This is a genomic window from Pseudomonas sp. F-14 TE3482, from assembly GCF_053629455.1.
This window is the reverse complement of the sequence record NZ_JBRJII010000001.1, coordinates 4865208-4877598: the sequence shown is the minus strand read 5'-3', so window position 1 is coordinate 4877598 and position 12391 is coordinate 4865208. Positions and strand designations below refer to the sequence as shown.

Sequence of the window (12391 nt, the reverse complement as noted above, 5' to 3'; positions counted from 1 at the left end):
ATCAATTGACTTTTTCGGCCATGACCGGCAGCGTGACGGCCCCTCGGGCTGGTCGAATGCAGGTAATAGCCCGACAGAAATCCCTCGTTTTTATCTCAAGTAAATTTCATTGTTTCAGTTGTTTTGTTGAACTTTATTCATTTCAAGGCCGTTTCATTGATTGACTTACCTGCTACAGAATCCAGCATTTCCAAAGCCAACCCGTTAACCCTGTACCTGGCGCGTCTGGCACCGTCCAGCCAGTTGACCATGCGTTATGTATTGCAGGACGCCGCCGACCGTCTGGACTTCGAAGACATGAACATCGAAGAGATTCCCTGGCATCAACTGCAGCCCGAAGATGTCGTTGCACTGGTGGCGACCTTGCGCGAAGACGGCTACGCGCCCAATACCTCGTCGCTCTACGTTAATGCGGTGCGCGGGGTGATGAACGAAGCGTGGCGCATGAGCCTGATCAGTCAGGAGCATCTGCTGAAAATGCGTTCGGTCAAAGGCATTACCGGCACGCGACTGTCCCAGGGGCGCAACCTCAAGCGCACCTTGATTCGCGACTTGATGGAGGTCTGCGCCGCCGATCCACGGCCACAAGGGCTACGGGATGCGGCAATCATCGGGATTCTGTACGGTTCGGGGATGCGCAAATCGGAGTCGGTGAATCTGGACCTGGCCCAGGTGGACTTCACCGAACGCAGCCTGTGCGTCACCGCCAAGGGCAACAAACAGCTGATCAAGTACGCGCCAGCCTGGGCCTTCGCCAAACTGGATGCGTGGCTGGAGTTGCGGCGTTCGCAGTTAAAGGAGGGCGAGACGGATGATCCGTTCCTGTTCAACCGCATCCGCCGTGGCAGCCACATTACCCGCGAGCGCATCACCAAGCATGCGATCTACTACATCGCCCGGCAACGCGGTGCGCAGGTCGGGGTGAAAATCATGCCGCACGATTTTAGGCGGTCGTTCATCACCCGAGTGATTGAAGAGCACGACCTGTCGATCGCGCAGAAACTGGCCCACCACAGCAACATCCAGACCACGGCCAATTACGATGTGCGCGACGACAACGAACGCCGTCGGGCGGTTGATCGCTTCGATTTGTGACCGCCATCAGAACGCCGAAGGAATGCCGGTTAAAACACAGAACCTGTGGGAGCGTGGCTTGCCCGCGAAGAACGATGACGCGTAGTACCTGAAAAACTGCGGTGCCTTCTTCGCGGGCAAGCCACGCTCCCACAGGATTTTTGTCGCTCAAATTTCTTAACTTACCGGCATTACGGTGAAGGACATCCTTTTTGCGAGCCGATCGCCTGGCTAATGGCGGCAGCTAACCGTTTCACATTGTTCTGATGGGCGAGCACCAGCTCATCGATGCTCGGGCCGGCGGGGGTCTGCAACGTGCTGCGACAGGTGATCAGCGCAGCATCGCCGGGGCTTAGACTGCGCAGGCGCCATTTGACGTCGATCAGCGCGTATTGACCGGGGATCGAATCAAAGCGCTGCACGTCCAGTCGCAACGACACTCTGCGTTGCAGATTGCTGGTGACCAGTTGATCGACCAAGGCGCTGCGCAATTCATCCACCAGACTCGCCGCCCACCATTCGGTTTCGAGGATTGCCAGGCCACTGTTACCTTGGCGAATGACAATCTGCGGCCGATCGACCTGGGGCGGCACCGTGATGCTTTCAATCTGAATCTCCGCGCCGCCGCTTGCGCCGCTCAGTTGGGTCGGGGTCAGGGTATGGAACTGAATCGGATCGCTGCGGCAAGCGGTGAGCAGTAACAGCGCAGTGACCAGCGAGATCTTCAGCGGGAAAGCCATGGGTATTGCTCCTGTGGTCAGTTGCGCGGTGGCGCCTTCATATCCATTGGTGCAGCGTTGTCGGGACGACCGCGAATCAGTGATTCGGGATGCCGGCCCAGGTAATCCGAGAGTTCACGCAAGGAGCGTGACATGCGCCCGAGTTCGTCCAGGGTCTGGGTCAACTGCTCCCGTTGCGGCGAATCCTCGGCCAAGGTCGAGCTGGCCGATTGCAAGGCCTTGCTGACGTCCCCCAAGGTGGTCTGCACGCCGGGCAGGGTCCTGGCGTTGAACTGTACGAGGCCCTTGCGCAGTTCGACGAGGTTGCTGTCGAGATTGCCGGCAATGCGGTCGATCGGTAGCTGGTTGATCTTGTTGATCATGTTTTCCAGTTTTTCCTGCAACTGCTCGAGGCTGCCAGGAATGGTGGGGATGGTGACGGGACGGGCGGTTGGATCGAACACGACTTTCTCTGCGTCGGGGTAGAAGTCGAGCGCGATGTAGAGCTGGCCGGTCAACAGGTTGCCGCTACGGGCCTGGGCTCGCAGGCCGTTTTCGATGAAGCTGCCCATCAGCCGCACGCCAGCGGCTTCGTCATTAGGGTCATGCTTCAAGGCCTCGAGCATTTTGGTATGAGCCTGACCGAGGCGTTGCGGGTAGATCACGATGCCGACATTGACCGGGAAGCTGCGCTTTTTCGCGTCGAAATCCAGATTGACCGAGACAACTCTGCCAAATTCGATGCCGAGGAACTCCACCGGCGCGTCGATCTTCAGCCCGCGCAAGGCCTGATCGAAGCGCAAACTCAGGAACTGCCCCTTGCCAAAGGGGGGCGCGAGGGCGGTTTGTTGGTCTTCGAACAGGTCGAAGGCTTTATTCTCGCTGGCCGGCTGATCATTGGGGCTGTATTCCGGCGCGCGAAACGCGATGCCGCCCACCAACAACGAAGACAGGGATTCGGTATTCACCGCAAAACCATTGGCCCCCACGCTCACATCGATACCACTGGCGTTCCAGAACCGGGTGTTCTGCGTGACGAAGACGTCATTGGGCGAATGCACGAAAATTTCGATGTTCACCCCTTTGCCGTCGGCATCCAGCGCATACGCCACCACTTGCCCGACTGGAATCTTGCGGTAATAGACGGGGGAGCCGATGTCCAGCGAGCCCAGGTCCTGGGTGCGCAGCATGAAGCGCTTGCCCGGCTCGCCATAGGTAATGGGCGGCGGGTTTTCCAGACCAATGAAATGTTTGGAACGGGCATTGGCCTCGCCGATGTCAGCGCCAATGTAATCGCCTGACAGCAGGGTATCGATGCCCGAGACGCCGCCGGCACCAATGCGCGGTCGCACGACCCAGAATTGCGAATCTTCGCGGGTGAAGTTTTCAGCCTGTTTGTCGAGTTTGATCGTGGCGTTAACGCTTTTCTGATCGTTGCTCAGCTTCACTTCAGAGACATGGCCGATGACCACGTTGCGGTATTTGACCTCGGTCTTGTTGGCCGTAAGACCGCTACCGGTCTTGAACGTGACGGTGATGGTCGGGCCTTCCTGCATCATGCTGTGTATCACCAAGGAGATCCCAACCAGCACCGCAACGATCGGCACAATCCACACCAGTGAAACGCTGAAGCGACGGGTCTTGATACTGGCTTGACCGGGGTCTTGCGGCCCATCAGTGGCTTGCGACTTCATCCATGACCTCCTCGTTTGGTGGTTTTTCCCGCTTGTTATCCCAGATCAGCCGCGGGTCGAAACTCATGGCAGACAGCATGGTGAATACCACCACCAGACCAAAAAACAGAATACCCAGGCGCGGTTGAATATCGCCCAGCGCCTGGAATTTCACCAGCGCGGCGACTAGCGCGACAACAATCACATCGAGCATCGACCAGTAGCCGATCAGCTCGACGAAACGGTAAAGCTTCGAACGCTCCTTGCGCGCCCAAAGGCTGCCGCGTTGCACGGTGATCAGCAGCAGGGAGAGGGCAACGAACTTGATGCCTGGTACCGCGATGCTGGCGATGAAAATAATCAGGGCAATGTCCCACGCACCGTGTGCCCAGAACTCCAGCACACCGCTCATGATGGTGCTGTCGGAGCCGTTGCCGAACAGACTGGTGTTCATGACCGGGAGCAGATTGGCCGGGACATAGAACACCAGTGAGGTCAGCAAGTAGGCCCATGTGCGGGTCAATGAATTGGTTTTGCGAGCATGCAGGGGCGCGCTGCAGCGTGGGCATTCGTGAGGGTTATCCGTTATGTCGCAGGCCAGACCGCAGCTATGGCACAGGCACAGGTTGAGTTCGCTGGCGAGCGGTGGCCTGTTCATAAGGTGTCCCACAATTCACGGACATCGCGCCCGGCGATGCGGATCAGTAGCAGGCTGAGGACAGCCAGGGCAAACAGGCCGAGGCCGGGTATTACATCGAGCATACCTGCCAGTTTGAACACCGCCACCATTGCCCCCAGCAGACAAACCTCGAGCATGCTCCAGGGCCTGAGGGTTTCCAGCCAGCGCATGCACAGCTTGAAGCCTGGCGAGCGCCGATGCACGAGGGCGAAGCTCAGGACCCAGATCAGCAACACCAGCTGAAAAAGCGGCGCGATGATGATCGATATCGCCGCCACCAGCGCAATAAAGGTGATCGGCCCCTGGCTCAACGCCAATACCGAATCCCATAGCGTCGCACTGTTTTTCAGGCCCTTGAGGCTGATGCTCATGACGGGATAGAAGTTGGCGAAAATCCACAGCACCGTTGCCGTGAAGGCCAACGCCAGACGCTGCTCCACCGACAGTCCGTTATAACGCTGGAGCACGCCGCCGCAGCAGGTACACAGGGCTTTTTGATGTTTGGCGAGCGTGACTTTTTCATACACGCAGTCGCAGTGCTCGCAGATGATCAGTTGGTCAGTCGTAGCCATAGGCCGCACTCGCCAGGAGGCAGGAAAGTCAGAGCACCCCCTCAATATAGAAGTGACTTGCGATTGAGCAAATAAAAGACTGATCAGGGCGGACGATGAATTCCCTGTAGGAGCTGGCGAAGCCTGCGATCTTTTGGCTATTTCAAGGCTGCCGAAGATCAAGATCAAAAGATCGCAGCCTGCGGCAGCTCCTACGGGAAGGTAGTCAACCGGGGAATTTTCGGCAGCGCCTGTAAGGGGAGTCAGCCGAGCAATTCGCGCAGGCGATACCAGAACATGCCGAGGGCCAGCAGCGGTGAGCGCAGGGCTTTTCCACCGGGAAAGGTCATATGCGGGACGGCGCTGAAAACATCGAGGCCCTTGCTGTGCCCGGCATGAATCGCTTCGGCCAGCAACCGTGCGCACCAGTGGGTCACGTTCAGGCCATGACCGGAGTAACCCTGGGCGTAGAACACGTTCGGGTATTGGCTTAATCGTCCGGCCTGGGGGAAGCGGTTGGCGGTGATGCCGATCATGCCGCCCCATTGATAGTCGATGCGCACATCCGCCAATTGCGGGAAGACCTTGAGCATTTTTGGCCGCATATAAGCGCCGATATCCTCCGGATCGCGCCCGGAATAATGACAGGCACCGCCGAACAACAACCGTCGATCCGCCGAGAGCCGGTAGTAATCGAGGCCGACTTTCTGGTCGCACAGCGCCAGGTTCTGCGGAATCAATTGCGCGGCAACCTCAGGTGCCAAAGGCTCGGTGGCAATGATGTAACTGCCTGCCGGTAAAACCTTGCCGCTCAGGCGTGGTTCGAGCTCTTCCAGGTGCGCATTACAACCGAGCACCAGACTGCCGGCGCGAACCGTGCCACCGGCGCAACGAACCTGCACAGTGCTGCCATGAATCAACTCCAGCACCGGGCTTTGTTCGAATATTCGCACCCCGAGGGATTCGGCAACGTGCGCTTCACCGAGCACCAGATTCAGCGGATGCAGATGACCGGAGCCCATGTCGATCAGGCCGCCGGCATAAACATCGGAGCCCACCACTTGCTGGCGGATCTGCTCGGGGCCGACAAGTCGGGTTTCATGGCGGTAACCCAGTTCGGCAAGTTTTTGCAGTTCTGCCTTGAACGCCTCGTATTGCGCCGGGGTGTTGGCCAGCTCGCAGAAGCCCCAGCGCAGGTCGCAGTCGATCCCATGCTCACGGATGCGATTGCCCACCAGTTCCACTGATTCGATGCCTGCACGCTCTAAATAGCGCACACCGTCCTGGCCGACATAACGGGCGAAACCTTCGACGTCATGACCGATGCCGCGGATCAACTGCCCGCCATTACGCCCGCTGGCGCCCCAGCCGATCCGCCGGCCTTCCAGCAGAATCACCGAGAGCCCGCGCTGCGCCAGTTCGATCGCGGTATTGACCCCGGTAAAGCCGCCGCCCACCACGCAGACATCGGCCTCAAGATCCGAACCCAGCGCGGGGTAAGGTGTCATGCCCTTGGCCGATGCAGCGTAATAGGAATGAGCGTGTTCGTTGTCGTACTGATTCATTGGTTGGACTTCACTTTGCTCCAGGAGCGGGTCATCAGACGCATGATCGGCTGGGGCGGGGTGGTGGAGATGTAGAGTTTGTCGAGCACTTCCTGAGGAGGGTAGACCTCTGGATTATTGACCAACTCGGCGTCCATGTATTGTTTGGCCGCCGGGTTTGGATTGGCGTAACCGACCGACGCGCTGACCTTGGCGATTACCTGTGGATCCAGCAGGTTATTGACGAACGAGTGAGCCTCTTTCGGGTTGCTGGCGTCGGCAGGAATCGCCAGCAGGTCGAACCAGAGGTTACTGCCTTCCTTGGGGATCGAGTAGGCGATATTCACGCCGTTCTTCGCTTCCTTGGCGCGGTTCGCCGCCTGGAACACATCGCCCGAATAGCCGAACGCAACGCAAATGTCGCCATTGGCCAGGTCCGACACGTACTTGGACGAATGGAAATAGGTGATGTAAGGCCGGATGGTCAGCAGTTTGGCTTCGGCCTTTTTAAAGTCCTCGGGGTTTTCGCTGCGTGGATCCATGCCCATGTAGTTCAGGACCGCCGGGAACACTTCATCGGCCGAATCCATCATCGACACGCCGCACTGACTGAGCTTTTTCAGGTTCTCAGGCTCGAAAAACACCGCCCAGGAATCGATGCGATCGATGCCCAGCACTTGCTTGACCTTGTCGACGTTGTAGCCAATGCCGTTGGTGCCCCACAGGTACGGCACCGAATGTTCGTTACCCGGATCGTTTTTTTCCAGCAAGGCCAGCAGTTTCGGGTCGAGATTTTTCCAGTTGGGCAGTTGCGAGCGATCCAGTTTGAGGAACGCGCCGGCCTTCACCTGGCGTGCGAGGAAGTGATTGGAGGGTACCACCACGTCATAACCCGTGCGGCCTGCGAGCAGTTTGCCCTCCAGGGTTTCGTTGGAATCGAATACGTCGTAGATCACTTTGGTCCCGGTTTTCGCCTGGAAGTCGGCGAGGGTGGTCTCGCCGATGTAATCGGTCCAGTTGTAGACGCTCACACTTGATTGAGCGTGTGCAGCGGCGCTGAACAGCAAGGCCAGCGCGACCGGAACCACGGATTTCAATAGACGCATATCGACACCTCTTGGAGTTATTGGATTTTTTTGGGAGCGGGCTTGCCCGCGATAGCGGTCTGTCAGTCAACGATGATGTCGAATGTGCTGGCCTCATCGCGGGCAAGCCTGCTCCCACAGGGGACTAAACGCTAAGCAGCAGAAACTCGCGCTCCCAGGAGCTGATCACGCGCTTGAAGTTCTCGTGTTCAGCCCGTTTGACCGCGACGTAACCCCGGACGAATTTGCTCCCCAGATAGCGCTCGATGGTTTCGCACTCTTCCATGCGCGTCAGTGCGTCCTCGATGGTGATCGGCAGGCGCAGATTGCGTCGCTCATAGGCGCGACCCTGCACCGCGGCGCTCGGTTCGACCTTTTCGACCATGCCCAGATAACCGCACAACAAGCTCGCGGCAATCGCCAGATAAGGATTGGCATCGGCACCCGGCAAGCGGTTTTCCACGCGCATGGCGTCCGGGCTGGAGGTCGGTACGCGCAGGCCGACGGTGCGGTTTTCTTCGCCCCATTCAACGTTGACCGGCGCCGAGGTGTCGGGCAGGAAGCGGCGGAACGAATTGACGTTGGGCGCAAACATCGGCAGCACTTTGGGAATGTACTTTTGCAAGCCGCCGATATGGTGCAGGAACAGTTCGCTCATCTGCCCGTCGGCATCGGCGAAAATCGGCTGGCCGGTGGCAATGTCCACCACGCTCTGGTGCAGGTGCATGGCACTGCCGGGCTCGTCGCCGATCGGTTTGGCCATGAAGGTCGCGGTGACGTTGTGCTTGAGTGCCGCTTCGCGCAGGGTGCGTTTGAACACGGTGATCTGGTCCGCCAGATCCAGCGCGTCGCCGTGACGGAAATTGATTTCCATCTGCGCCGGGCCGTCTTCGTGGATCAGCGTGTCGAGGTCCAGGCCCTGTAGTTCGCACCAGTCATAAACGTCTTCAAACAATGGATCGAACTCGTTGGCGGCGTCGATGGAAAACGACTGACGACCGCTTTCCGCTCGGCCGGAGCGTCCCAGTGGCGCTTTGAGCGGCAAGTCCGGGTCTTCGCAGCGCTGGGTCAGGTAGAACTCCATTTCTGGCGCGACAATCGGCTTCCAGCCTTTGTCGGTGTAGAGCTGCAGCACTTTCTTCAGCACGTTGCGCGGCGACAGTTCGATGGGATTGCCGAACTTGTCGAACGTGTCATGGATCACGATGGCGGTGGGTTCGATGGCCCATGGAATGACGTAAACCGCATCGGCGACGGGCTTGCAGACCATGTCGATGTCGGCCGGGTCGAGCAGGTCGTAGTAGATGTCGTCGTCAACAAAGTCCCCGGTTACCGTTTGCAGTAGCACACTTTCCGGCAGGCGCATGCCTCGCTCATGCAGGAACTTGTTGGTGGGTGCAATCTTGCCGCGAGCAATGCCGGTCAGGTCGCTGACCACACACTCGACCTCGGTAATCTTGTGATCTTTCAGCCACGTGAACAGCTGATCGAAAGGGGCATTCATAAAAACCTCATTGTTGGTTTGATTGACGCCGGGGAGGGCGGCTTCATCCACCGAACACTTCCCCTGTGGCGCGTTGACGACTATCTTGGGTGAGCCTTGCCGTTCCATCTATCCACTTTGAACAAGCACATAGCGCACCAAAAGAGTGCGTAAGGCACCCCATGACAGCGTGCAATCCATTGCAGGTTCAAGCGTTCAACACCGCCGACGTGGCCGAGCAAATCCGCGCCACACCGGGTTGGGTGCAGCACTATCAGCAAATGTCCCCGGGGCATTTCGCCGGAAGGGTGCGCTATCTGGATTTGCAAGGTGTCGAGATTTACGAGGAACAGATGAACACCCGGGTCGAGCAGAATTTCAGCGCCCCGCAAGGCTCGCTGGCGTTCTGTTTCGATCGCAGCGACAACTCGCTGTACGTGTTGAACGGTGAAAGCCGCAATATCTGGATCACCCCGGAGAACTACCAGGAAATCGCCGTGGTGTTCGGTCCGGCATTCGTTCAGCGCCATGGCCTGGACGTCGCGCGGCTCGAAGGCTTGTTCATGTCGCCGCTCAATTCAGGTCAGAACGCACTGTTCAGCCGCTGGTTGAGCGGGACGTTGACGCGGCTGACGCAGACGCTGGATCCACCGAGCAAAGAGGCGTTGACCCAGCAACTGTTGGAGGACTGTTTGTACATCCTCGATAACGCCTGTGTGTGCCTGGATCGCGCAGGTTTGCAGCGCCGGGCGGAGGAGCGAACGATCATGAAACGCGTCGCCGAATGGGCCGCCGATACACCGGAAGAAACCCTCAATTTGCTGGAGCTGTCCCAGGTGGCCGGGGTTTCGCTGCGTCAGTTGCAGCATGCGTTCAAGGCGTATACCGCAATGACACCCACGCATTGGTTGCGCTTGCGTCGGCTCAACAGCGCGCGCCGCGAATTGCTCAGGCGAACGGCCGGGGAAACCACGGTCGCGCAAGTGGCGATGAATTGGTCGTTCTGGCATTTGGGACGGTTTTCCAGCAGTTATCGAGCGTTGTTCCAGGAACTTCCCAGCCAAACGCTGGCCCGCAAACACAGTGGACCGTGTCGGAGATCATCATGAGTCGGTTATCGTCTTTCAGCCTGTGTGCCGTCATGTTGATGGTCTATACGCCGGTTCAGGCCGAAACGGTCGTGCCCATGAACGGGCAGAGTTCCCAACAAACCCAACTGGATATCAATGATTGCAGCAACGTCACGGCCAGCCAGAGCTCCTCTGGCCCGCCAGCCTCGGAGGGTGCTGCGGTGGATGCTACGCAGGTACTTGGACGTCAACATGACGAGTTTTATGAGCCGGTCGAGGTCGATGTGAAACAGCACTATCACAGCTGCCTGCAAGGGCGGGGTTATCAGATCACTCCGTGAGCTGAGTGACACGTGGATTGCGCTGCCGCCGATCAAGTAGGTGGACCATCAGCAAGGCATAGAGCGTGAGGGCGATAAACAATCCCATGCGCACGGCGAAGGCGGTATAGACGTCTTTCCCGGCGAGGCTGTCCTGAACCGACTGACCCAGCAGGATGATCAGCGTGACCAGGCTGTTGAGCCAGAACCCCGGGGTTTGTCGGGTCGGGCTCAGGGCATAGAGCTTGCGCGCCAACAGCAAGCCGAACAGGAGCATCCACAGAAAGAACATCCACAAGTGCACAAACAGGCTGAGTGCGCACCAGAACCCAACAGCCAACAGGCCACCCATGAAGGTCGAACCGAGCAATTCATGAGCTGCGTTGCGCGTCGTTGTCGTCGAACTCTGTTGGCCAAGACTGACCGCTTTCAAGATGATCGGCAGATAGCTCGCCGGGTCGATCAGGGCCAGCAGGAATGCCGGTATAACAATGAGGGTTGCACGCAGTGCAACCCTGGCCACTTCTTGCGCCGGCAAAGCGCTGGCGGCGGGTGGGGACGGCGCATTGGCGGGGTCGGGAAACAGCCAGTGACTAATCCCCACAACGAGAACGGCGAGGATCAAGCCCTTGACCAGGGCACCGATGACCATCATCGCCAGATCGAACTCGGCGACGCCGGCCGAAGAAATCATCGTCAGGCCAATGATCATGAAGGTCATGATCAAGGCGTTGCCGCCGCGCAGGCCAAAACCAAAAGCCAGGAACATACTGACGCCAATCAGCAGCACGCCGGTAATCGGGTAGTAACGCAGGATCGGAATCAACAACAGGCCGACGCCGGTGGTTAACATCGCAGCCAGAGCGAGAATCAATCCGGCCTTCAATGGCAGCGGCCGATTGAGGGAAGCCAACAGCAATACGGCCAGCACCGGCGCGAGAAAAGGGATCGGCAAGCCCAGGCCGAAGCTGGTCGCCAGGCACGATGCGGTGCCTGTGCCCATACGCAACGCACGCTGAACCCGGGGCGTGCGCTGGGTAGGCACACCCTTAGTAGGCATAGCTCAGCCAGCTCATTAGTCCCACGAACAAACGACCGAGCAGGTTCAATGGGTTGTCTTGAGTCGGGAATGCCATCACTTCAGCCTGCCCACCGGCACGGATGGCGCGGCTGGCGAACAGCGTTTTCCTTGAGTCCTCGGAGAACTCGATAATCACTGGAAAACGCTGGGCCGGACGCAGCCAGTCGCGGCTGTTCTGCACACTGGGAAGGCTGCCGGGCGCAGTACTCTGACCGACGCTGACACCGTAGCCGACACTGCGCACACGGCCCTCGAAAACCCTCCCCGGCAGGGCATCCAGCACGATCGAAACAGGGGTGCCGACCTCGACCAGGCCAAGGTTGTTTTCGGTCATGTCTGCGCTGATCCACACATCGTGGATGGCAATCAGGGTCATGACCGGGCTGCCGGCAGTGGCGAACTGTCCGACATCGGTGCGCAGATCGGTGATCAGTCCCGCCGACCGTGCGCGAATCTGCGTGTTGGACAAGTCCAGCTCAGCTTTTGACAACGCCGTGGCGGCGCTGCGCAACAGCGCGTTGTCTTCCTCGCTGCCGCCTTCCTGTTCCCGTGCTCGCTGGACTTCGGCATGGGCCGCGGCGACCTGGCTGACAGCCTGTTCACGGCTGGCCCGAGAGACTTCCAGCAGGCGCACGGAAATGGTGCCAGGGTCTTCGCGGTACAAACCTTCAAGGCGCTGATTGTCCTGCCGCGCCTTGAGTTCATTGGCCTGGGCGGCGCGCAAATTGGCTTGAGCCGAAGCAATGCCGGCCGTGCTGGCACCGATCTGCCGGCGTGTCGATTCAAGGTCTGCACGTGCGCGGTCGACGGCTATTTGATAGGGCTGCTGATCCACTTCAAACAGCACATCGCCCGCCTTGACGTCCTGGTTGTTGCGCACATTCACACGGATCACCTGGCCCGCCACTTCGGAGGCCACCGGAATGACAAAGGCGCCCACCCGAGCCTGTTGCGTATACGGTGTGAAACGGTCAGCCAACAAGTACCAGGCCAGGCTGAGGACGATCAGCAGCATCACCCACTTGATGCCCTTTTTTGCAGGATCGGCGGCAGGCTCGGATGCCTTGGGGGAGGGCGCCTCAGTGACGGGCGGCGAGGGTTCAGTCATCGGC

General features: G+C 58.9%; 12 protein-coding genes. 3 read left to right on the top strand and 9 right to left on the bottom strand.

Translation table 11 applies throughout. The features are described 5' to 3' along the window. The first annotated feature begins 156 nt into the window (after positions 1-156). Positions 157-1095, top strand: a complete 939-nt coding sequence (locus tag AB7M26_RS21875) for a site-specific integrase (RefSeq protein WP_123497078.1) — start codon at positions 157-159, stop codon at positions 1093-1095. A 170-nt stretch (positions 1096-1265) separates the two neighbouring features. On the opposite strand, the gene AB7M26_RS21870 is transcribed toward AB7M26_RS21875, so the two are convergent. The 7 genes from AB7M26_RS21870 to AB7M26_RS21840 form a co-directional block, all read right to left on the bottom strand. Further along, positions 1266-1814, bottom strand: a complete 549-nt coding sequence (locus AB7M26_RS21870) for a PqiC family protein (protein ID WP_123496992.1) — start codon at positions 1812-1814, stop codon at positions 1266-1268. Positions 1815-1831: 17 nt separating this feature from the next. Then, a complete protein-coding gene (locus tag AB7M26_RS21865) occupies positions 1832-3487 on the bottom strand; it encodes a PqiB family protein (protein WP_123496990.1) in 1656 nt (551 codons plus the stop codon). Next, positions 3468-4124, bottom strand: coding sequence for a paraquat-inducible protein A (locus AB7M26_RS21860; protein ID WP_123496988.1), 657 nt, complete (start codon positions 4122-4124; stop codon positions 3468-3470). The genes AB7M26_RS21865 and AB7M26_RS21860 overlap by 20 nt, the downstream gene beginning before the upstream one ends. Next, entirely contained in the window at positions 4121-4717 is a 597-nt protein-coding gene (locus tag AB7M26_RS21855) for a paraquat-inducible protein A (RefSeq protein ID WP_123496986.1), read from the bottom strand. Before AB7M26_RS21855 ends, AB7M26_RS21860 begins: the two co-directional genes overlap by 4 nt. Before the next feature lie 242 nt (positions 4718-4959). Beyond that, a complete protein-coding gene (locus AB7M26_RS21850; RefSeq protein WP_123496984.1) occupies positions 4960-6261 on the bottom strand; it encodes an NAD(P)/FAD-dependent oxidoreductase in 1302 nt (433 codons plus the stop codon). Then, a complete protein-coding gene (locus AB7M26_RS21845; protein ID WP_123496982.1) occupies positions 6258-7346 on the bottom strand; it encodes a polyamine ABC transporter substrate-binding protein in 1089 nt (362 codons plus the stop codon). The genes AB7M26_RS21850 and AB7M26_RS21845 overlap by 4 nt, the downstream gene beginning before the upstream one ends. A 124-nt stretch (positions 7347-7470) precedes the next feature. Continuing rightward, positions 7471-8829: a glutamine synthetase family protein gene (locus AB7M26_RS21840; protein WP_007900282.1), complete on the bottom strand. Its 1359-nt coding sequence runs from the start codon at positions 8827-8829 to the stop codon at positions 7471-7473. 161 nt (positions 8830-8990) lie between these two features. On the opposite strand from AB7M26_RS21840, the gene AB7M26_RS21835 reads away from it, so the two are divergent. Together AB7M26_RS21835 and AB7M26_RS21830 are read left to right on the top strand one after the other, a co-directional pair. After that, positions 8991-9917: a helix-turn-helix domain-containing protein gene (locus tag AB7M26_RS21835; protein ID WP_123496980.1), complete on the top strand. Its 927-nt coding sequence runs from the start codon at positions 8991-8993 to the stop codon at positions 9915-9917. After that, positions 9914-10219 carry a hypothetical protein gene (locus AB7M26_RS21830; protein WP_123496978.1) on the top strand — a complete coding sequence of 102 codons (306 nt, stop codon included), beginning with the start codon at positions 9914-9916 and terminating at the stop codon, positions 10217-10219. The genes AB7M26_RS21835 and AB7M26_RS21830 overlap by 4 nt, the downstream gene beginning before the upstream one ends. Here the strand turns inward: AB7M26_RS21830 and AB7M26_RS21825 are convergent. Together AB7M26_RS21825 and AB7M26_RS21820 are read right to left on the bottom strand one after the other, a co-directional pair. Further along, positions 10209-11258: a DUF2955 domain-containing protein gene (locus AB7M26_RS21825; protein ID WP_123496976.1), complete on the bottom strand. Its 1050-nt coding sequence runs from the start codon at positions 11256-11258 to the stop codon at positions 10209-10211. The two genes, AB7M26_RS21830 and AB7M26_RS21825, sit on opposite strands and share 11 nt — an antisense overlap. Then, complete coding sequence (locus tag AB7M26_RS21820) at positions 11248-12387, bottom strand: HlyD family secretion protein (protein ID WP_123496974.1); 1140 nt, start codon at positions 12385-12387, stop codon at positions 11248-11250. Before AB7M26_RS21820 ends, AB7M26_RS21825 begins: the two co-directional genes overlap by 11 nt. Between the last annotated feature and the right edge of the window lie 4 nt (positions 12388-12391).